At 66.4% G+C, this 21,545-nt stretch carries 19 protein-coding genes; 3 read left to right on the forward strand and 16 right to left on the reverse strand.

The window, feature by feature from the left end; genetic code table 11:
* Window positions 1–131: 131 nt before the first annotated feature.
* The 16 genes from ACWEO7_RS25040 to ACWEO7_RS25115 form a co-directional block, all read right to left on the reverse strand.
* Window positions 132–758 (reverse strand): hypothetical protein, encoded by a 627-nt coding sequence (locus tag ACWEO7_RS25040; protein ID WP_452426560.1) that lies wholly within the window; start codon window positions 756–758, stop codon window positions 132–134.
* Window positions 755–1,474, reverse strand: a complete 720-nt coding sequence (locus tag ACWEO7_RS25045; RefSeq protein ID WP_452426562.1) for a hypothetical protein — start codon at window positions 1,472–1,474, stop codon at window positions 755–757. The genes ACWEO7_RS25040 and ACWEO7_RS25045 overlap by 4 nt, the downstream gene beginning before the upstream one ends.
* Window positions 1,471–2,832: a DUF459 domain-containing protein gene (locus ACWEO7_RS25050; RefSeq protein ID WP_452426564.1), complete on the reverse strand. Its 1,362-nt coding sequence runs from the start codon at window positions 2,830–2,832 to the stop codon at window positions 1,471–1,473. Before ACWEO7_RS25050 ends, ACWEO7_RS25045 begins: the two co-directional genes overlap by 4 nt.
* A 5-nt stretch (window positions 2,833–2,837) precedes the next feature.
* Complete coding sequence (locus ACWEO7_RS25055; RefSeq protein ID WP_452426565.1) at window positions 2,838–4,547, reverse strand: carbamoyltransferase family protein; 1,710 nt, start codon at window positions 4,545–4,547, stop codon at window positions 2,838–2,840.
* A gap of 3 nt (window positions 4,548–4,550) precedes the next feature.
* The gene (locus ACWEO7_RS25060) at window positions 4,551–5,711 is read right to left on the reverse strand and encodes a glycosyltransferase family 9 protein (RefSeq protein WP_452426567.1); all 1,161 of its coding nucleotides are present in this window, start codon (window positions 5,709–5,711) and stop codon (window positions 4,551–4,553) included.
* Window positions 5,708–6,982, reverse strand: coding sequence for a hypothetical protein (locus ACWEO7_RS25065; RefSeq protein WP_452426569.1), 1,275 nt, complete (start codon window positions 6,980–6,982; stop codon window positions 5,708–5,710). The genes ACWEO7_RS25060 and ACWEO7_RS25065 overlap by 4 nt, the downstream gene beginning before the upstream one ends.
* Window positions 6,979–8,097, reverse strand: a complete 1,119-nt coding sequence (locus ACWEO7_RS25070; RefSeq protein ID WP_452426570.1) for a cytochrome P450 — start codon at window positions 8,095–8,097, stop codon at window positions 6,979–6,981. Before ACWEO7_RS25070 ends, ACWEO7_RS25065 begins: the two co-directional genes overlap by 4 nt.
* A 152-nt stretch (window positions 8,098–8,249) precedes the next feature.
* Window positions 8,250–9,356 carry a hypothetical protein gene (locus ACWEO7_RS25075; protein ID WP_452426572.1) on the reverse strand — a complete coding sequence of 369 codons (1,107 nt, stop codon included), beginning with the start codon at window positions 9,354–9,356 and terminating at the stop codon, window positions 8,250–8,252.
* A gap of 14 nt (window positions 9,357–9,370) precedes the next feature.
* Window positions 9,371–10,351: an NAD-dependent epimerase/dehydratase family protein gene (locus ACWEO7_RS25080; RefSeq protein WP_452426574.1), complete on the reverse strand. Its 981-nt coding sequence runs from the start codon at window positions 10,349–10,351 to the stop codon at window positions 9,371–9,373.
* Window positions 10,348–12,372 (reverse strand): PfkB family carbohydrate kinase, encoded by a 2,025-nt coding sequence (locus ACWEO7_RS25085; protein ID WP_452426576.1) that lies wholly within the window; start codon window positions 12,370–12,372, stop codon window positions 10,348–10,350. The genes ACWEO7_RS25080 and ACWEO7_RS25085 overlap by 4 nt, the downstream gene beginning before the upstream one ends.
* A complete protein-coding gene (locus tag ACWEO7_RS25090; protein WP_452426578.1) occupies window positions 12,369–13,244 on the reverse strand; it encodes a hypothetical protein in 876 nt (291 codons plus the stop codon). Before ACWEO7_RS25090 ends, ACWEO7_RS25085 begins: the two co-directional genes overlap by 4 nt.
* A gap of 347 nt (window positions 13,245–13,591) precedes the next feature.
* A complete protein-coding gene (locus tag ACWEO7_RS25095; RefSeq protein ID WP_452426580.1) occupies window positions 13,592–14,278 on the reverse strand; it encodes a hypothetical protein in 687 nt (228 codons plus the stop codon).
* Window positions 14,279–14,348: 70 nt separating this feature from the next.
* Complete coding sequence (locus ACWEO7_RS25100; RefSeq protein ID WP_452426582.1) at window positions 14,349–14,774, reverse strand: hypothetical protein; 426 nt, start codon at window positions 14,772–14,774, stop codon at window positions 14,349–14,351.
* Window positions 14,771–15,586 carry an SAM-dependent methyltransferase gene (locus ACWEO7_RS25105; protein WP_452426584.1) on the reverse strand — a complete coding sequence of 272 codons (816 nt, stop codon included), beginning with the start codon at window positions 15,584–15,586 and terminating at the stop codon, window positions 14,771–14,773. The genes ACWEO7_RS25100 and ACWEO7_RS25105 overlap by 4 nt, the downstream gene beginning before the upstream one ends.
* Before the next feature lie 318 nt (window positions 15,587–15,904).
* A complete protein-coding gene (locus ACWEO7_RS25110) occupies window positions 15,905–16,900 on the reverse strand; it encodes a nucleoside hydrolase (RefSeq protein ID WP_452426586.1) in 996 nt (331 codons plus the stop codon).
* The gene (locus ACWEO7_RS25115) at window positions 16,893–17,414 is read right to left on the reverse strand and encodes a hypothetical protein (RefSeq protein ID WP_452426588.1); all 522 of its coding nucleotides are present in this window, start codon (window positions 17,412–17,414) and stop codon (window positions 16,893–16,895) included. Before ACWEO7_RS25115 ends, ACWEO7_RS25110 begins: the two co-directional genes overlap by 8 nt.
* Window positions 17,415–18,084: 670 nt before the next feature.
* On the opposite strand from ACWEO7_RS25115, the gene ACWEO7_RS25120 reads away from it, so the two are divergent.
* The 3 genes from ACWEO7_RS25120 to ACWEO7_RS25130 all read left to right on the forward strand — a co-directional run bounded on the left by ACWEO7_RS25120 (window position 18,085) and on the right by ACWEO7_RS25130 (window position 21,529).
* Window positions 18,085–19,461, forward strand: coding sequence for an XRE family transcriptional regulator (locus ACWEO7_RS25120; RefSeq protein WP_452426590.1), 1,377 nt, complete (start codon window positions 18,085–18,087; stop codon window positions 19,459–19,461).
* Entirely contained in the window at window positions 19,458–20,303 is an 846-nt protein-coding gene (locus ACWEO7_RS25125) for a DUF1932 domain-containing protein (RefSeq protein ID WP_452426592.1), read from the forward strand. The genes ACWEO7_RS25120 and ACWEO7_RS25125 overlap by 4 nt, the downstream gene beginning before the upstream one ends.
* A gap of 479 nt (window positions 20,304–20,782) precedes the next feature.
* Window positions 20,783–21,529: an HD domain-containing protein gene (locus ACWEO7_RS25130; RefSeq protein ID WP_452426594.1), complete on the forward strand. Its 747-nt coding sequence runs from the start codon at window positions 20,783–20,785 to the stop codon at window positions 21,527–21,529.
* Window positions 21,530–21,545 lie beyond the last annotated feature (16 nt).

Here is a 21,545-nt window from a genome sequence, read left to right on the forward strand (position 1 = left end):
TGTGGCAGCCCCGACAACAGCTGGTAATCGCAGCCGCCGCCTTGTATCTCGGTGGACGGGCAGCTCATAGATCACCGAGTCTCTCCACTGCGCCGATACGCTCTCCGTACAGATTCAGGGGGCTGATGCCTCTACGGGAAGTCCGTGAGAACAGCAGCGATGAACTTCTTGTAGTAGCGCTGCGCGATGTCGGCGAACACACGTGTAGCGTCCTCGGGAGTCCGGTCTGTCCCGCCGGCACGATAGGTTGTGCGTCCGGGTGCAGATCCCACCACGGACGTGCTCGGGATGTCGCGGTGCACCATCCGATGACGCACATCCACCATGTCTGGGTAGCTGGGATCAGCCAAGGCGTCTTGTGCCCACGTCTGCAGGTTCGGCCGCAGGGCGACACCGTCCTGTATAGCTTTGCCGAGTTTCCTCAGATCCAACTCTATTCTGGTGGTGCCTATGCACAGCCGGTATGCGGCAGCAGCGCACGCGTCCAGGCAGCTCACCGCGGACGCTGCGGCGTAGCTGATCGGCGCCAACGACAGAGTGTCGAACTGCTGGTTCGACACGCGCGCTTGCATCTCCGCGTGGCCGTCGGGTTCTGCGCCCCACTCGGCCAATCCGACGGCGATCAGGGCGAAGCCGACATGGCGGGCGGCCGCGGCGATGAGTCCGGCGGCGTTCTGCCCTTGAGCATGGGCCTGTATCGACGGGTGATTCGCCACGGTGTTGGCCAGCGCTAAGTACGTCGTATCTGGAGCGATCACTGCCTCCTCGGGTTTCGATTGGACCGTTCACTCGGCGGGTGCGTCCTCCACTGGGCGGCCGTGCCGCCCAGTTTCTCGAATGCGTGGCAGTTGGCCGACCGGTCGTCGACGAGGAGCGCATCGGACCAGGCCAGTCCAGCCCTCTTCAGCCAGGGCCCGAAGAAGCACTCTGGGTCCTCACCCCTCAGTACTCCGATTTCGCTGGAGCTGAGTATGTCATCGAATCGCGCGGCGATGGTCTGCATTATCGCTGGTGTCGCCGGTGTGTGATCGGTTCGTTCGGCGGCGGTGCGGAATGTGTTGGTGAACTGGTCGATGTTGTCGGTGGCCAGGACGACAGTCGTGTGGGACCGCGCTCGGTGCAGGGCGTTGATGAGCGGCTGGTCGACGGGCATTGCGGCGATGTCGTCGACGAGCTGGGTCAGCAGGAGATCGACGTCCAGGTCACGATGCTGGGCAGCGAGGTGGGTGAGGATGTCGCGGGAGGTCCGTGTCCCGCACATCCAGTCGCGGCCCTCGCGGTTGCCGGGTGTGAATAGCCGATCCAGCTCGCGAGTGAGGATCCCATGTAAGCAGTGCCCGGGGTCATCGGTGATGCTGTGCCAGAACGGTTTCCGGCACAGCACGCCGTGCCAATCGCAGAAGATGACCCGCGGCCGGTCGCGCAGCCGCATGATTTCCTGGATTGTCTCGATGGTGGAGTTGTCGGTGGTCATCTGGAGTAGAGGCGGGCGGCGGTGTTGCGGTCGAGCCGATCGAGGGTGAGCAGGCCGTCGAGGAGCCGGTGTTCGGTGACGTGCCCGGTGACGAGTTGGCGCAAGAGTTCGTCTCCCAGCTCCGAGAGGTGGACTCCGTCACTCCAGACGCTCGGCGCTCCTGCGGGTGGTGCGGTCGGCGCTGTCGGTGACCACCCGAAGGATGTCGCGGTGTACATGACGTCGTCCCAGATGTCGATGAAGTGCGCTCCCGCGTCGGCGGCGGCGCGTTGGGCGCGCCGGTTGTAGTCGGCCAGGTCGATATTCGCCGCGGCGACGTCGATGCCCGGTTCCCATCCCATTGGGGGTTCGCCGATCACGAGGACTCGCCGGGACCGGCTGGTGAGCAGGTCGAGAGCGGTGCGGATGTTGGTGTCGTACTCCTCGATTCCTACTGCTTCGGCGCTGCGGCCTTGGTGGTGGCGCCAGACATCATTGATGCCCACCCCCAGGACGGTGAGGTCCCAGCTTCCGCCGGCGTCGGCGGCGGCGCGAAGGATCGCCAGGACGTCTCGGGAGGTCGCGCCTCCTTCGCCGAAATTGTTGGAATGGATCGTGATCCAGGGGTAGTGGATGGACCAGCTGCTGATCAGCGCGTGGACGTAGCCGCGGTTGCGCCATTCGGTGACTGCGAGTTGTTCTCCGATTTCGGGCAGGTCGGCTTGGGTGGACAGTCGCGGGTTGTGGGCTTCGTAGTGTTCCATCAGCGACGTTCCGAACCAGGCGATGCGCAGCTGTCGGCGTGGCTGGGCGGGGTCGAGCGGACCGGGGTGGCGGGCGATGACGCGGGCGGGCACACCGACGGCGGTGGTGTTGGGGGCGAGTGAGGCCGTGACGACCGCGTTGGCTCCGACGCGCGTGTTCTGCCCGATGGTGACTCCGGCGGTGATCGTGACTTTGTTGGCGATGATGGCGCCGGATTCGATGGTGATCGGTGCGGCGTCGAAGCCGCTGACCCACGGAGTGATCGGGTCCCCGGGGGTGACGGTGTCGTGGGTGCGGGGGCGGTGGTTGTGGTCGTGGATATCGACCATATTCGACAGGCCCGCGCCGCGGCCGATGCGGACGGTGGTCATGGCGGAGATGACGACGTTCTCGCCGATCGCGACGTCGTCGCCGATGATGATGTGACCCCCGCGGTTGGCCTGCAGGGTGGTGCCGCGGCGGATGCTGACTCCGTCCCCGATGGTGATGCTGGCATCGGGGTCGATGAGGACGTCGACGTCCTCGGCGATGTCGCAGCCGGTGCCGATACTCACCGCCTGGCCGTGGCGGGCGCGGATTCGGTCGATGGTGGTGATCGTGTCGATGTCGGTCACGCTGGTCATGATCCTTGCTCTGCGGGTCGGGTGGTGCGCGATTGGGGTGGGGTGATCAGATAGTCGCCGATCACGATGGCGTCCAGGCCCAGCTGGGCGCCGCTGCGCAGCGCGTCGGCGGGCGAATTGACGATCGGTTCGCCGGGCCCGTTGAAGCTGGTGTTCAGTACGACGGCGATTCCGGTTTCGGCTTCGACGGCGTGCAGCAGGCGAGCGTATTCCGGTTGCAGGTCGGGATCGACCCGTTGCGGGCGCAGTGTGCCGTCGACATGCACGACACCCGGAATTTTCTGCTGCGCATCGGGTGTGGCGTCGTGAGCGACGATCATGAATTCTGCTGGCCCGGTCGGTGTGGTGGTCCAGGGGGCCAGATCGAGCATGCTCGGTGCGAGGGGACGCCAGTATTCGCGGCGTTTGACCTCGAGGTTGATGCGGTCGCGCGTCGTGGTGGTGCGGGGGTCGGCGAGGATGCTGCGAGCTCCCAGCGCGCGGGGCCCGGCTTCGGAGCGGCCCTGGTGCCAGCCGATGACCTTGCCGTCGGCGAGCAGGCGTGCGGCCGCGGTGGCGATGTCGGGTGGGGTTGTGTAGGCGGTTCCGGTGGCGTGCAGCGCGGTCTCGATGGCGTGGTTGTCGAAGGCTGGGCCGAGCAGCGCGTGTGTTTGCCGGGGGCCGGGTACGGCGAGTTCGCCGCGTCGGTGCGCGCACTCGAGGGCGGCGCCGAGCGCGCATCCGGCGTCGCTGGCGGCGGGCTGCACGAACAAGGTCTCGATGTCGGGTGTGCGGGCGAGGATTCCGTTGGTGGTGCAGTTGAGCGCGACCCCGCCGGCCAGGCACACCGCCGTAGCGCCGGTCTCCTCGAGCGCGGCCGCGACGACGCTGATCAGGCAGCGTTGCAGCAGCAGTTGGGCTGAGGCCGCGAGGTCGGCGGCGACCCCGCGATGCGCGTCGTGCCCGGCGGCGGGTTGCGCTGGGATTCCGGCGTCGGTGAACGCCTTGCGGTAGGCCCGGCGTAGGTCGCGGTAGTAGGAGAAGTCGCTGTAGCGGGCGGTCTCATCGGCCTCGGACGCCAGGCCGTAGCCGGTGAGATCCAGGTAGTAGCCGGACCGGGTCGGTTGCAGGAAGTTCAGGTCGAAGCGGGGCCGGCCGTAGGCGGCCAGCCCCATCAGTTTGCCCGCGTTGGTCCAGTCGCCGAGCCCAGCGTGCTCGGTGGCGAATTGATAGAACCAGCCCAGCGATTGCGTGAAGGGAAGTGCACGAATGGTTCGCAGTCCGGTGCGGGTGCCGTGGTGGATGCTGGTGGACACTCCGTCGCCGGAGCCGTCGACGACGATCACGGCGGCGTCGGCGACACCGGCTGGGTAGAACGCGCTGGCAGCGTGGGCGAGGTGGTGGCCCACGATGGTCAGTCGGCGTGGACCACCCGATCCGGCGAGCGGTCCGAACAGTTCGGCAATCAGCTCGGGGTCGGTGATGTCGTCGGCGGGCCTAGGCCAGTAGGGGTTCCACGCGACCGCGACTTCGTCCACATCACCCCACCGCAGTCCCGCCTGCTGCAAGCACCACGCCGCCGCGGCCGCGGCGCTGCGGGAATCGCGGTGATGTTTGATCCGGGAGAATCGCTCCTCCTCCGCGAACGCGATGGGTTGCCCGTCCGCGACGAGGCAGGCGGAGGCGTCATGGTGATAGGGACCGCCGAGTCCGAGCACGTACCCCACCGCTCAGCCCTCCGAGCCCGTGGCGGCGGGCGCCGCGGCGAGTGAGTTGCGGACCGCGGCGTGCACGTCGTCGACGATGATGGTGTCCATGCAGCCACCGGCCCCGCCGCAGGTGACCTGGTGTGCGCACGGCGAACACGCCAGATTCGACCGCAACGCGGTGACGGTGTCGGCGTGCTTGGGGATGACCTCCGCGCCGTTGCTGGGTCCCAGCAACACCACCACCGGCAGGTCATAGGCGAGGGCGAGGTGGAACCCGAGAGAATCGCCGGTGACCATCGCCTCGCAGAACTCCGGGACCGCGGCGAACTCTTCCAACGGCATCGCATCGCAGCGCACCCAGCCTGTCCCGGTGTCCAACTGGCGCAGCAGCTGGTGGCAGACGCGCGCGTCATCAGGCCCGCCGGTGATCAGGAGCCGGTTGCCGTCCTCGAGCAGCCGCTGCCCGAGCTCGCTCCAGTACCGGGCCGGCCACAGCTTTGTGGTCTTGGAGCCGCCGACGTTGAGGCACACCCAGCCGCCGCCCGTGCCCAGCCGCGCCGCGACCCGGGCGCGCGCATCCTCCGGGACTGCCAGCTGGTAGGGCTCGCCGGTGTAGGTGTATCCGACGACCTCGAAATACAGTTCCGTCCAGGTCTTGGTGTTCCCACGGGTGCGGAAGTCGTTCCAGGTGTTCATGGCGAAGAAATGCCGCGCCGCCTGCCCGATCGGGTAGAGACCGTTGTGGTCGCCGCCGTAGGCCAGGCCGGCGCGGTGATCGGCGCTGATCCGTGGGACGAGCCCGGCGGCGGCGGGATGGCGTTCGAAACAGTAGATCGCGTCGTAGTGCTCGGCGAGCAGGGTGTGGGCGGCGTTGGTGTCCCAGATTAAGACGCGGTCGACGTGCGGGATCATCGTCACGATCGCCGCGGCCTCGGCGCCGACGAGCCAGGTGATGTGCGCGCCGGGGTGCTCGGCTTTGATCCGCGTCGGCAGCGGTGAGGCGATGAGCATGTCGCCCATTCGCTTGAGCATCACGATCAGGACCCGGTGGGTCACCGGATCGTAGAGCGTGCAACCGGGGCAGGGCCGCCAGTGACGGCACGGCAGCCCCCCGACGAAATGACGGCAGTCGGAGTTCCAGTCGAATCCGTCGGTGGTCAGGGCGATGTCAGTGCTGGTCACGGGGTCCTCACTTCCGGCAGGCCGAGAACCCGTAGGAACTGGGCGAGCTCGTCGGCGGCGTTCTGATCTTTGTTGGAGCTGTAGCGGGCGCGCAGCGCCGCGACCGCGCGGGCAATCGATTCGGGTGGGTCCCGATGGATGACCGCGCAGGCGATGAGCACGGCGAGCTCGTCGACGCCACTCTGATCGAGACCGGTGAAGGTCAGTTCTTGCACACCGAGCCGCAGTCCGGGCGCGTTCAGGTAGGGGATGTCGATGGCGTTGACGACAATTCCGGCGTCATACAGCAGCCGGGAGGCGGTTTCGGCGGGACAGATCGGGTCGATGTCGACCCACACCTGATGCGATTGGGTGTAGCCACGCGCGGCCGCGCAGACGGTGAATCCTTGCTCGGTCAGCGCGGCGGCCAAGCGGCGCGCGTTGGCGACGACCGCGGTGGCGTAGTCGCGGGCATGGTCGGTCATCCACGCCACCGAGAACGCCAGCGCGGCAGTGTCGGCCAGGTGGCTGTGGGATACCCACCCGGCGGCATGATCGTCGATCCGGTTCGCCACCCCCGCATCGTTGGTCGCAACGATCCCTTTCCCGGTCGGGCCGGGCCAGGTTTTGTGGACGCTGCCGCCGATGCTGTCGGCCCCCTCGGCAAGAGGGTCTTGGAACACTCCACCGGCGATCAGACCCAGGGTGTGGGAGCCGTCGTAGTGGATCGTCACCGGATCCCCGACTGCGTCGCGGATGGCCTTGATGTCGTGCGGGAACAGCGCCATGAATGAATCCAGGTAGACCAGCACCGGTCCAGTGATGCAGCGCGCCTGCCGCGCCAGCGCCGCCACGTCGACACACCAGCTGGCCGGGTCGAACGGCAGAGGCTGCCAGTGCAAGCCGAATCGGCGGGCGACGAACGCGGTGGAACCGTGCCCGCCGTCGGCTTCGGCCAAGCTGAACACCGTGCCCGCTGACCCGGCCAGCGCGGAAAGCGCCACGGCCATCGCCGACAGCCCGGAGATCGGCTTCACGTTGACATAGCGCGCGCCGAGCAACGCACCTATCCCCCGCGCGGCCGCTGATTCCAGGTCGGCGAGGTCGCCGCGACCTGGCCACGCCCAATTCTCCTCGCCGGCAGTACCGAAGCAGTACCGGCCAAGGGCGTCGGTGAGGTAGGGCGCCCACGCGGGTTCGGGCATTTGGTTTTCGCTGGCGATCAGGTGCAGTCGTTGGGAGCTTCCGGCCTGGAACCTCAGCAGGTGCGCAGCGATTTCCTCGGCGTTCACCGGCGCACCGCCTCGATGCGGGCCCGCACCGAGCCCGCCGGGGCGCGCACCGGCTGAAACCGCGCGACGTGCGGCCGCTGCCCCGCAACCAGGTCGATCCGGTGCCCGTCCAACACAACTGCGGCCAACAGCAATGTCACCGCTTCGGCCAGCCCGCGGCCCGCGCACGCATGCGCTCCCCGCCCGAACGCCAGCAGACCTGCGGCGCTGCGCGCCCCTGCGGGTCCGCAGAACCGTTGCGGGCGGAATGCTCGCGGGTCATCGAACAACTCCGGCAGCAGGTGGGTCGCTGGGGCGCTGTAGGCGACATGCCATTCGGCCGGGACGGTGTAGCCGTCCAGCTGCACATCGGTGAGCGCGCGGCGGGTCGCGACGGTATTCGGGGTGTGCAGGCGACTGCACTCCGCCAGCACACGCCGCAACGCCGGTGCGCCACCGCGGTGAGCCGCCTGTACCGGGTCGGCGACGAGGTCGCGGGCGTCGGTGACCAGCGCAGCAGCCAGCTGATCGTCGAGCGCGCACTCCACCAGCAGCCACGTGATCAGGCTCGCGGTGGTTTCGCGCGCCGCGATCAACAGCGCCAGCACGTGATCGACCACAGCACCGGCTGGTGCTCGTGTCGATGCACCCCAGGTGGCGACCACCGACGGTGGTGCACCGTGCACCGCGCGCATCGTGCACGACTGCAACAGTTCTCGCAGCTGCGTCGCTGCCTCGACGGCGGCGGCGAACACTTCGGCACCGCTTTCGTCGGCGGGTGAGAGCTCTGCTCCGGCGACGAACCGATCGAACAGTTCGGCAATCCGCGGTCCGGTCGGGTCATCGGCGGGCAGGCTGAGGATCGCCGCCAGGCAGATCTCCATGGTGTAGTCGCGAGCAGCCTGATACAGCGCCACTGTCGGCATCTGGGCCCATCGGGTCACGTGGCGATGCGCGATCCCCGCCGCACCGGGCAGGTACGCGGCCACTGCCTCATGCCGCAGGCCTGTGGACAGAAACATGCGTGCCATGGCGTGTTCGCGACCTCTCAGCGTGAACACCGCGCGCCGAAACAGCGTGTGCACCGAAGCGGTGTTGTGCACGGCCAAACGTCCGGCGCGCTCATGGTCGAACATTTGCCTCACCGCGCCGGGCCCGATGCAGTACGCCGTCGGTGGATGCGTCGGGAATTCGACGGCGAACACCTCACCAAGCCGGTGGCGCTGGTCAGCGAGAAACCGGGGCAGATCCGCCGCGGCCGGCGGCGGTGACACAAGCGGCGGCCGCTTCACGTGGCGGCCTCGCAGGCATCCAGCGCAGCCGCCGTGCGGGCGAGGATGTGTTCGTGGTCCAAGGCGACCGGCGCGGCCGGGCGGCGGCACTCACACGAGATCGGAAGATCCGCCAAGTCGCCGCTGACGCTGTAGGCGACCAGCCCATCCACGATCGGATCGGCACAGTGTTCGCACGAGTCCGGGTAGATCGAATCGAAGTCGGTGCCGCGCATGTTGATGCACGCCACCCGAACCGCTGCCTTCGTGTGTGCTCCGCGCACCGCGTCCACCACGGTCCACAGATTCGGCGCGGTGTAGTGGCCGCGCTGATACAACCACCACGCCACCGTGTTCGGCGCCAGCCGCGTCGGGCACAACGTCACCCCGTCCACGCCCAGCGAGGCGACGTAGGCGGTGGAATCGATGACGTCGGTGATCGCCTCCGATTCGGTGAGGAACGGCGGCTTGATCATCAGGTAGATCTTGGGAATCACGTTGTGTTGCTGCATCAACGCCACTGCCGATTCGAACGCCGTGCCGGTGATGCGGGTGTTGACGAGGGTTTCGCGCACCAGCCGGTCCGCCGACTGCAGCCCGATGCCGACTTCGAGCTGGACGTCGCCGAGTGCGTCGAGGAAAGGCAGGAGCGTTTCAGCGGTCACGAACTGCGGCAGGCTTTCCACGACCAGCCGGCGCACACCGGTGGCAGCGACTTCTCGGGCGATGTCGAGCTGCACGTCCAATGGCACTTCACGGGGGGCGAACAAAGAGCCGTCGTTGTAGAGAGCGAGCATGTCGTATTCCGGCTCGTCGCTGGTGCGCGCCAGCAGCGAAGCGACCTGCTCACGCAAGCCATCAGGGTTGCCGCCGCGGCCGAAGTTGTTGAAATTGGTGAACGGGCACATCGTGCAGGTCGGCACCGAGCATCCGCCCGACATCAGGATCGCCTTCTTGCGGCCGTAGGTGGTGCCGTCGGCGTCGCGGACGGTGTCGTAACCGACATACCGTGGCATCGGGGCGTGCTCGACCGCGGCTGTTTGCCGCAGCGAGCGCGACAGCACCGTGATCCGATGACGTAGCGCGGATTCCCCGTCGAGAACGCCGGTTGTTTTGGTAGACATAGTATTTCCTCCGATTACCGAAAATTCACAGGCTCATCCCGCGCCACCAGGTCGGCGCGGGCGCTGTCGAACAGGACGCGGGTGTAGGTGCGGATCGTTTCCGCGCTCACCGGCTGCAGGCCGGGCAGCGCCGAACGCAGCTGCCGCATATCCGCACAGGTCCAGTACTGGTAGCGGTCACGAACCGGATTCGGCACCGCAATCATCGGGATCGGCGAACCGGCCCACTCGGTGCACCAGCCCAGCAGCGTCTCGAAGCGGACCGGAACGCCGGAGCCGAGGTTGTAGATCCCCGACACTCGCGGGTTGTCCAGCAGACGTACCAGCGTCGATACCAGCAGCGTCACCGGGAGGTAATCCCGCGCGGCGGTCAACGTGTCCTCGAACAGCGACACCGGACGCCCCGCGGCCGCGGTGGTGACGATCTGCGACAGGATCGACGCCATCCGCCCTTTCGGGCCTTCCCCTGGGCCGAACACGTTGGTGTAACGCAGCCCGACGAAGTCCAATCCGTGCGTTCGCGCCCACCGCCGCATCGCCTGATCCATCGCCAGCTTCGATCGGGCGTATGCGTTCAACGGGCCCGAGCAGCGCACCCGGTCGTCGGCGTCGGATTCGATGCAGGCAGTCCCCGGCCGGACAACGCCGTACACGGCGCCGGAGGAGGCATACACCAGCCGCGTACCAGAGCTCGCGCATGCCCGCGCGATCCGGTGCGGCACTGCCGAATTCGACCATTCCAGCCGCTCGTCCGCTGGGGCGAGGGTGTCGGTGATCGCCGCCTGGTGAACGACCACGTCGAACTCGCCTGTCCCGATCCTCGCCAGCAGCGCCGGGTCGGCTGCATCCGTGATGATCGCCTCCCACCGGTTGGGCTCGCGGCCCGCAGGCCGGATATCGACACCGGTGACTGTCCACCCTGATGCATGCAAGCCGGCGGCGGTGTGGCTGCCGATGAACCCGGCTGTGCCGGTGACCAGCACCGTGCGCATCATGATCGCACCGCCCGCGCCGCCGCGGCGCGCGCGATCAACTCGCTCGTCGACACCCCATCCACGTACGGGGCGAGAACGACTTGGCCGCCGTGGCGTTCGACCACCCCGGTCTCGGGCAGTTCGGAGTGGCCATAGTCGCCGCCCTTGACCCACAGATGTGGCCGCACCCGCTCCAGCACCTCGGCGGGGGTGTCCTCGTCGAACACGACGACCGCGTCCACGCAGGCGAACGCCGACAACATCGCCGCCCGTTGGGCCTGGGGCACCAGGGGCCGGGTCGGGCCCTTGAGCCGAGCAACCGAGTCGTCGCTGTTGAGCAACACGATCAGGCAGTCACCCATGGCGCGCGCGGCCTGCAACAGGTGGCGGTGTCCATCGTGGAGCACGTCGAAGCAGCCACCTGTCGCCACCACTGTGCCGCCGGTCGCGCGCACCCGTTGCGCCACCGCGAGGCCATCCACCTCGTGGCGGCTCTCACAGAGCGAGCCCGGTGTGGGGGATCCGGCAACCTGATCGGCGGCCACGATGACCGCCTGCTGGACTGCCGTCGAGGGGATCCGGACGCCGATCAGCTGCTCGAGCAGTGTCACCGCGAACCTGTCGCCCGCGCCGCGCGCATCGCCGTGCTCGCGGCGCGGTGCCGGGAACACCTGTGCAGGCTCGGTATCGTCGCCGACCAGGACAGCGCCGTCGGCTCCCCGGGTGACTACGGCGTGGTCGCAGCGCCACCGCGCCCGCAGGTTCCGAGCACGGCGGACGTCGGCGTCCAAATCATTTCCCACGATGTCGTCATCGGCCAGCCAGGCAGCTTCGTCCTGATTCGGCACGACGACGCTCACGCGTGGAATCGGCGCCGGTCCGTGCCGGTGTGGATCCCACACCACCGGTACCCGGCTAGAAACAGCTGCCAGCAGCGCGCGTAGTTGCGGTTGGGCTGCGACCCCGCGGCCGTAGTCGGCGACCAGGACGCCGTCCGCCGCAGCCAGTGCCCGCGCGACGCCGGCCGGTGGCTTACCGACCGCTGTCCCGGGAGTGGAGTCATCGACCATCAGGAGGGTTTGTCCTCGCGCACGCATCCGCAGTTTCACCGATGTCGGCCCGTCGCTGGCGAGCTCGATGACCGACACTCCCGCCGCGGCGAGTTGTGCCCTGATCCGCTGCCCCGGTTCGTCGTCGCCGAAAGCCGCCACCATCGTCACCGACCAGCCGTCGCTGGCCGCGAGCATCGCGGCCAGGCCCGCACCGCCGGGACGCCACTGTCTTGCCAGCCCGCTCAGCACCGGCACCGGAGCCTCTGGCGACACTCGCGTGACCTCGCCACTCCAGTCGCAGTCCGCGAGTGCGTCACCAACCACCACCAAGTGCCCGAATCGCCGTGGCGGTGCAGTGCCGTAGGTCGGCGGCTCGATCGGCACCGGTTGCTGCGTTTTCGATGTCAAGGCGGAATCGACGGCGCCGCACAGTTCATGAGTGATCAGCAGGTGGCATTCTTGAATCGTCGAAGTCGTCGGCCACTCGACGGACACCACGTCGTCACACGCTCTCGCCAGCGGGCTGCCGAACGGGCCGGTCACCGCAAGAGTCAGCATTCCCAGACCGTTCGCCTCCACGGCCGCCGCGAGCACATTGGCGCTGCACCCGGACGTGGAAAACGCCACCAGCACGTCATCTTCGCGGCCGTGCGCGCGCACCTGTCGCGCGTACACCTCATCGAACCCGTAGTCGTTGGCGACCGCGGTCACGACCGCGGAATCGGTAGTCAACGCCATCGCCGCCAACGGCGCCCGCTCGGACTCGAACCGGCCAACCAGCTCGGCGACCAAGTGCTGCGCCTGCGCCGCCGAGCCGCCGTTGCCGACGACCAAGACCCGCCCACCCTGCTGCAACCGGTCGGCGAGGATCCGCCCCCACGACCTGACTCTCTCCACATCCACGTACCCGAGGGCCGTGGTCAACGCCGCGATGCGATCCACCTCGATGTCGTTGGTCGCACCGCTGCTGTGCTCCGAAGCTACAGTCATCGCTGCTCCCCGACCGATTCGGCGATCCTGCGGCGCACGAGGTCGGCACGCCGCGCGACGTAGCGGTTCTGCTTGTGGACCAGCGCGGTGAAGCGCGGCCCGTACATGTGCTGATACCGGTCGGTGGCTTGGCTGCGCAGCGGGACCCCGGACAAATCCATCGCGCCGACACAATCGGGTGCGTCGATCAACGTCTTGATCCGAGCCCGGTAGCCGCCGTCGACCGCGGACGTAGCGATCACCGCATCCCATCCACGGGTTCCCAACCTTTCTCGCGCGCCGTCGACCGCTGACAGCGATACCGGGCACGTGGTGCGCTCCAGCTTCTTGCGCGCTTTACTGGGCGTGCGGGTGACGATCAGTGCCTGTGCGTATCCCGCAGTTCCCGCTTGTTCGGCAACAGCTCGGCCGAGCATGCCGCCTCCGACCACCAGCAGAGTCCGTCCGGCGGGTTCGGAGCGCTCGGCCAAGGCAGTGAGGGCAGCCGCCGGATAATCCAGCGCCGCGGCGAAGCCAAGCTCTTCGCGTAACCGCCGCGCCAGCGTCACGGAATCCTCGACGACCGGCTTGCACGGATGGCGTTCAGGAAGCCGCTGGCAGGCCGAGTCGACCTGGCGCAGTACGAATCCCTCACCCACGATCCGAGAACGCAATCCAACCGCGATTTCGGCCAGCCTCTGCCGCACGGCGCTTTCACCGGTGACCCGGCCGGCGGTCTCTGGCATCCGCGGATCACGGCCCCCAGCAGGGATCGCTTCGAGCGAGACGAGCTCGACCCGTTGTCCCGTACTCAGGACGAATTCGTGATCACTCGGCGTGATGCCGGTGGACAACCACTCACGGTGAGCGCCGATCTCTTGCAGATCAGCCACCGACGAATCGAAATACGAGCACCACAAGACCCGCGCTTCGCGAACCGCTGCATCAGGCGTGGGCGCAGACATCGACACGTCGGCCCCCCTTCGCATCGTGTGGGTCGCCGAGAATTCCAGTGTCCGCACATCGCGTACACATCGTCAACACGCTGTTTCCTTAAAATAGTTGCCGCACTTGCATTTTCATGCGCACATAGCGCAACGTTGCCGAGGTCCCTCGGATCGGACGTGGTCCCGACAGGTCGGCGAGCAGCCGGACCACAAGCAACGATCGGGGATCCGGGGCGGCCTCCAACCGCCAAGACTTCAGCCGAAGAAACAAGCCCCGGAGGGCGCGAAGGTAATCACCACACCACCCCCAGTGGGCAGGTAAGGGTCGGATAGCCCGGCCGGGCTCGGCTGTCGTAGGCACGACAGGCCTGGTAGACGGTGTCCTGGCGCGCGAGGGTCGGCTCTCCGTAGCTGGCGCGGCGCCACGCGTCCGCAATGGCCGCGACCAGCTCGCCTATCCCCTCGACGTATGGAGCTGCGGCCTCGACCGCCGCGACCAGCGGTTCCCGCACTGCTTCCAGATAGTCCTCGCAGCTGATGCCCATGTGGCCGACCACTTCCGATCCGGAATCGCCATCGGCGGCGGTCACGCTGTCGAGGTTGCACCACTTGTCGAACCGACCTAGTAGAAACGCCGCGCGCAGGATCGTCACATGCGGGTGGTGCTCGGGCACCTGGCCGTCGGTCATCGCCGATAGCAGATCGGTCGATGACGGCAGCGGGTACGGGCGCGGCAATCCGTCCATCCACCGTGTGCGGGAGCGGTCGACCAACGCCGCGAGGTGAGTACGGCCTTCGGGGGTGAGTTCCCACGCGGACACCGAGCGCACCAACCGGCGGCGTCTCAACTCCTCCAACCTCGATCGGATCGGTCGGTGTGGGCGGCTGCGCCCTGCCAGTTCGGCGACCGTTCGAGCGCCCTCGGCGGCCGCCAAAGCCTCCAGAACACGGCGCGCGGACCGAGTCAGATGACGTGCCATGTGCTTTTCCTGCCTTCACACCAATTCGGTTCGCGCCGCAACACGACCTCACCGTGCGGACGCGGTCGGATCACTCCCACGCCGTCCCCCGTACGTGGCCTGCTTCGTCGACACTCAGCCGCACTCGCAGCGGGCGTCGTTGCCGTGCGACGGCTACCCAGATCAAGCTCCACACGCCAGCCGTGATCACGGTCAGCGCTGCATGGATCAGATGACGGGGCGCCGGCCCGGACAGCACCACCACCGCGCTGAGATCACCGCGGACCTGCACCACGCACGTAGCGCACCCGGACAGCAGAGAGATTCGCGCCTCCAGCCGCTCGCGCCGCTGTTCCACGGTCAGCGGCTGCCGAGCATCGACCGCGTCCCTGACGACGGTGAGATGTCGCGGTCTCGCCGACCGGGGCGCTTCCACAGCCCGGTGCTCGGGGCCAGGACCAGCCACTACCGCGCGCCCTCCACACGACGCAGCCGCGGGATTCTCGGTCCGGGTCATGGCACCCTCCCAACTGCTGCGTAGCAGCAGATATCGGTGTTGGGTGCGGGCGCCGACCCGAGTTGTTGTGCGCGGCGCTGCTCGAGCTCGTCGTCAGGCCGCCATCGATGCGGCGCGACCAAGCCAGGCTCGATGAGTTCACAGCCAGCCAGAATTCGGGTGACCTCCTCACGGGTGCGCGGCCAGACCGCGATGTCACAGCTGGCGTAGACGGCGGCAGCGCGTGCAACGATCTCCGTATCGAAATCGCCAGTGATATGGCTGACAACGACGTACGACCCGGCGGGCAACGTCCCGACCAGCTCCTGAACAACCCAGCACGGGTCTTCGACGAACTCCAGCACGGCCCCCAAACAGATCGCGATGGGCTCGCCGAGATTCAGAAAGCCGCCCATCTCGCTTGCGATCGTGGCGGTGTCGACCACATCAGCGTGCACGAATCGGGTCTGCCCACTGCTCGTCCGGAAGTCGGCCAGCAGCGCGCGCCCGTGCGCCGCGACAACTGGGTCGTTGTCGACGTAGAGCGTGCGCGCCGCCGGAGCGCACGCTTGGGCGACCTCATGCACATTCGGTGGACAGGGATACCCAGACCCCAGCTCCACGAACTGCCCGACCCCCCGCTCAGCAGCAAGGTGACGAACCGCCCGGATGAGAAACGCGCGGGCGGCGCGGGCGGCCACCTGATATTCGCCCGCGCTGCCCACGATTCGTTCGCCCGCTTCCCTGTCGACCGCGTACTGATCCTTGCCGCCGAGCAGGTAATCGTGGATGCGACCACTGTGCGCCTTGAGCGGATCGAAATGCTTGCTCACCGCGGGCACGGACTTCTTCCCAGCACCGCCCATTATGTGGTTCCTTCGTGCTGCGGGCCGCTGTCGCCGGAGCTGGAACTCTGCTCGACCCGCGGGCGTACCCGACAGTGGGAACTGCACTGCCCATGCAGTTGTCGTGCGTCCTCGGCACGCTGGGGAGTCAACTCGCCCGGATCGTCCCAGCAGTTCCAAAGATTGGCATCCATATGCTGATATGTGCGGCGGTCCAGGTAATTCCCATTCACCGGAGCCCTCCCCTCCCCCATGAATCGGTGACTCGGGCGCCCGCCGCCGGGACGAGTACCAAAGGCATGATCGTCATTCGCGCCCCGGCTCGCTGACTCCGGAGAAGTCCGCCTTCAGCGTTGCGCGCTCATCCGCCGCTTGACCCAAAGTGACTGGTCGTGCCGCCGGTTTCCCGGTGTGCAAGGTGGCCAACACCCACTCCACGAACGCGCCATAGTCGGCCCCGGCCGACAGCAGCGCACCATAGTCGGTACCTGCGGACATGCGAGCGTCAGGCGCGAGGTGGAACTCGGCCCACTCGAAACTGACAAACCGCAGTCCGATCGCGGCCGTCATGGTCAGCGGGTCATGCATCTTGCTGGACGAATGAAAGCCCAAGAACCACTGATCCAGGTGCTGTCGAAGCAACTGCGCCCACGGCCGCGGGGATGCGGCCAGCAACTGATAGATCGGGCTGCCAGCATCGACCGCGATATCCGGCACGAACGTGTGATCCGACATCACCAGCGAAAGGTATGTCGCTCGAGCCATAACCGCGTGCACCGCCTGCGGATCAAGCCGGAAATTGTGCTCGGCCCGGTCCGGGCGCCGATAGTTCAGGGCACCGCCCATCTGCCAGATACACAGCCGCTCGTCCAACCTCAAAGGGGCGTACTGGCGTGAATCCTCCTCCAAGATGTAGGCGAGATCGGTCAGCGGTCCCAACCCCAGATAGCGCACCGACGAACTGACTCGGCCGCAGACCTCCGCGACGGCCTCATACACATCTACGCTCTCGACGGTGATATCCGCCGGATACAGATGGTCGGCGGCCCAGTACTTGCTCTCGCCGAGCACACGGCCCGCCACTACGCGGACGTCGTCTCGGCCGAGAAGGGTCAGCAGGTGCCGAGTGAATCTCGCGCGGCGCCAATCCGGGAGCTCGTCAGCGGTGATCACCAGTTCGAGCCGCGGTTCGGTCATCGCCAGCAGAGCCAGCGTCAGCGCATCATCTGGATCGCCGCCTTGATCGCTGGCAACGATGAGCGGGGTGTCCAGCTGGGCCGCCATCGGCTCGTGTTCACCCATGTCGCCGCCCCGCCAGCTTGTCACCGGCCGACACCGTGATCTCCGCGACGGTGTCGAAGTCGGCCCGCCTGCGACCAACAGGTTCTTCCAGCCAGATGCGTATTCCATCGTCTGGACCCGGCAGCGGGACCATGACCCCGCGTACGGTGCGGATCGCAGCATTCCGGTATAGTCCAGCGTCCCGGCGCAGCGACAACGGCACGCCACTCTCAGCCTCGCGCCCGATGTTCAGCATGTGCACCGGCCGTGGGTCGCCTGCTGGCGCAGCGTTGGTGATGAACATCAGGTAGCCGGTGGTCTTGTTCAAGATGATCGGCGTCCGAATCTTGCTCTGCTCCAATTCATTGCGCACGATATCGCCTAAATGGCGGGGCATTTGAATGCTGTCGATACTTCCAGTAGGTACAACTATGCGCGAAAAGTGATTCACCTGCGCGCCGTCGAAACCGTTCTCAGAGCGGTACCGCGCACACAATATCTCGGCAGCTTGGGTCGATGAATGGGCTAAAATCATTAATCCTCACAGGAATACGATGGTCAGGCGAGCGTCAAGGAAATATGGCGATGGTGGTGGAAGGCTTCGGGCGGCTCAGTCGATATGACTCGCGGGTGAGTGCAGTTCGCGAGCAAGCGGGATCACGGTAGGAAAAGCCGTTGGCAGGGAAGGCGAGCCATCTCTTCTGTCACGGCGTCATCGACTGTGACAGTCCGAGAAGGGCTCTTTCGTCGCATCTCTGCGGCGAAAACGTCCGCTGCGCTTCTTTCTGCGCGGTAGTGCAGGATCACCGGCAGACCGTTGATGCTGAACTTGACTGTGATGTGGCTGTCCATCGGGTCACGACCGTGGGCCCTTGTGCGGTGCAAACCCAGCATCAGCATTGCGGCTACTGCTACACGCTGCAGGGCAGAGTCGCCGTACCGTAGTAGTTGCACTATGGATCCGAGACTCAGGTTTGTCCCACCAGACAACACCTTCCCCTGCGGTGCAAGTCATCATGCCCCTCCTGACTGCGGATTTGGCCAGTGATTGATGACCTCAGATCGTCGTACAGGCAGGGCGTGCATGCGGTGAGCATGTGGTCAGCATTCGGTGCGCATCTGGTCAGCAGACAGGTCTGGGAGTGTCATCGGGTCCGTAGTCTCAGCTTGTCGACGTACCCACAGTCATCGGAGAAGGAGATCGCGTGGCCGGCCAGGCAGATCGCACGCGCCTCGAACAGTTGGTGAAAGCGAAGCGGCTCACCACGAGTGAATTTGTGCTTGTTTTCCAGCGGACGTCTGCTGAGATCGCCGAGCAGACACATGCACCGAAGGCCGCCGTGTCCTGGTCAACCGCTCGCCGGTGGATCAAGGGAGAGATCGGGCTTCCCACCCCGATCTCTTGCCGGGTCCTCGAGCAGATGTTCAAGGAGTATGGGGTGACCGCAGAAGACATGTTCGGTCCCCCGCTGGCAGACTGGACACCGTCGACACCGGTACAGGTGCCGCCCCAGGAACTGGTAGCCCCATGGCGTCCTGCACCGGGTATCCGGGAAGACATCGAGGAGATGACCACGATGGCGGCAACCGAATCCGCCGCGTTCGGCGAGTTCGCTGAACAGTCCAACGTGGGGCCGCACACGCTGGAGCAGTTCCATGCTGACCTCCAGCGCATCGTCAACGTCTACCCGAATAGGCCCGTCTACCCTGCCTTCGTCGAGCTGCGTTCGCTTCGCGACCGCGTCTTCAGGAAGCTGGAAGGACGGCAGCCGCCCAAGCTGACTCGGGATCTCTACCTCGTCGCTGGTACAGTCTGCGCGGTCCTGGCGAATGCCTCCTTCGACCTCGGCAGCATCGACGCCGCACAGACTCAGGCTCGCACAGCATTTCTCTGTGGGGAACTTGCTCAGCACAATGGCCTACGCGGCTGGGTGCGCGGTCTTCAGGCACTGATCGCCTACTGGGACGACCGGTTCACCGATGCCGTCGAATTTGCCGAACAGGGATGGCAATTCGCCCCCGAAGCCGGCACGGCTCGAGTACGCCTCGCTTCCGTCGAGGCCCGTGCTCGCGCCCGCATGAGGGATGCCAGTGGAACAGAGGAGGCGTTGACTCGAGCCGACTGGGCCCGGGAGCACGTACAAGGCGAGGATCAGCCCGGCGGCATGATGGCATTCCCCATCGGTAAGCAGGCGTACTCAGCGGCCAATGCTCGTCTTTGGCTCGGCGGTGATCGCAACTACGCCATCGCAGAAACCCTCGCTGACGAATCGCTTCAGCTCTACCTCGAAGACCCGCCCGAGCAGAGACGGCTCGGCGAGATGTCCTTAGCACGCCTCGACCTCGCGGTCGCGCGGCTGTTGCAGCGCGACCTCGACGGCGCCGCGGAACAGATCGAAGCGGTCCTCGAAACAGGTGGACAACGACGTGTCGAAAGCGTCGGTCGACGACTTCGCCAGATCAGTACGGCATTGGAGCGGCCCCACTTCCAGACATCTGCTCTGGCGATCGGTCTACGCGACCGCATCAAGGATTCGCCCGTGAGCAGCGCTCATGCCTTACCACCTGGAGCAACATCATGATCGTCGGACTGCTACATCCAGGCAATATGGGGGCAGCGCTCGGTGGCCGACTCGCTACAGTTGGCCACACCGTTCTGTGGTGCCCCGAAGGCCGCAGTACTGACACTCGCAGGCGTGCCACTGACGCCAAGCTCACCTCGATCGAAGACCCCGCGGAACTACTTCGGCGTGCCGAAATCGTCGTATCGATTTGCCCGTCCGCCGCTGCGATCGAGGTCGCAGAGATGGTCGCCGAACACCGATTCGAGGGAATCTATGTCGAGGCGAATGCGATCAGCCCACAGCAGTTGCAACACATCGCAGCGCTTTTGACTGATCACGGCGCTGCAGTGGTCGACGCGATGATCTCCGGGCCGCCGCCACGTGATGACAACCCGTCCGCCAAGATTTTCGTTGCGGGTGCTCGCAATGCGTGCGTATCGGTACGTGATCTGTTCACCACGGCGGGCTTGTCCGTTGATCTACTTGGCGACAGGCTCGGTGCAGCGAGCGCGCTCAAGATGGCTCTCATCGCTTACCAACGCCCGGCTCGGCTGTTGGCAGCCATTTCCCATGGTCTCGCAGACCAGCACGGCATCACCGACATGCTTGTCGCCGAGGCGAATCGGATCGGAACTGGCTTCCTCAACGACCGAGCCGCGCTCCCTGGAGTCGCGGCCAGAGCTTGGCGCTGGGTACCCGAGGTCGAGGAGGCCGCCATAAGCCTTTCTGAGGCCGGCCTACCCGCCGACTTCGTTGAGGCTGCCGCGAAACTCTACCGGCGATTCGACGCGGACAAAGACAACTGGGCGAACTCGCCAGAGCAGGTCATCCAACGCCTGACGACCACTGATCACGATTAGTAATCGGGCGCCTCGATAGCCCCTCCCACGTTCGCGCCCTACCCGGCCCCGCTTGCGCCGGACGGGTAGGGCTGTAGGAGCACTCGTCGGCCTTCTGCCCAGCTCGTCCTTGGAGCCCTGTCTTCCCATGCTGTCCGCAACAGCCTTCACCTGAGCGCATGCGCCCGGCGCATGTCCTCTCGTAGGCATCGGGCGGGTTACGACCGGAGGGTCATGTGCGCGGCCGGTTCACGCGGGGCCGCTGCCGCCGCGGTGCCCACTGGGGCGATATGTGCACGGACTTCGCTTTGAATTCGCCCTCTAGGTCAAGGGCGGTCCAGTGGGCACTGCCTGCTACCTCGGCGGACTGAGCCAAGCCCGCCCATTGACTCTCGCAAAAATTCGCTTTAGATTCGCTTTTGTGGGATCACTGAGGGTTTACCCGGCAGCCCAAATGTGACCGACGGCTGACGGCTGCCGTGGCCGATGAAGGGATTCGGATGGGCGTGCTGGACGAGCTCGATTGGAACTGGGCATCGCTCACTGGCGGTGTGCTATCGCGTCGCCAGGCGATGCGGTTGGGAACCCTGCTGCTGACCGTCCTGCCGAGCCTGCTCGACAGCAAGGTCCGCACCGCCCTCGGCGGCCACGGCACAGCCCGCCTCGATGATCTCGGATTCCCCGATACTCCGCTGGCTCGCGACGCCGAGCGCCGCGCCCGCGAAACCCTCAGCCCCGCAATGTATGAGCACAGCTGGAGGACTTACTACTTCGGCAGGGCTCTCGCCCGCTACGACCGTGCGGCCGCCGTCGACGACGAACTCGCTTTCGTGGCCGCGATGCTGCACGACATCGCACTGGAAAACCCCGTTCCGGGAAGGTGTTTCGCTGTTCGAGGTGCGGAATATGCGGCGATGGCCCTCACCGAAATGGGTGAGGCGCCTGAGCGAGTGCAGGCCGTCCGCGACGGCATCGCCCAGCACATCACCCTCGGGGTATCGGACCTGTCCACGATCGCCGGACTGCTCTCCACGGGCGCTGGGCTGGACCTCTTCGGGTTGCGTGCCCCCGACATGGACCAGCAATGGCTTGCCACTGTGCTGGCCGAACACCCGCGCCTGGCCTTCAAGGCGGCGGTCATCCAGGCCGCCCGTGCCGAAGTGACGGCCGTGCCCGACGGGCGCTTGGCGCTGATCTACCGCACCGGTTGGGAGCAGCTGGTGCTCACCGCTCCGTGGGCCGAATAGCCCTCCGCCCTCTCGC

It is taken from the genome of Nocardia sp. NPDC004260, assembly GCF_053603155.1.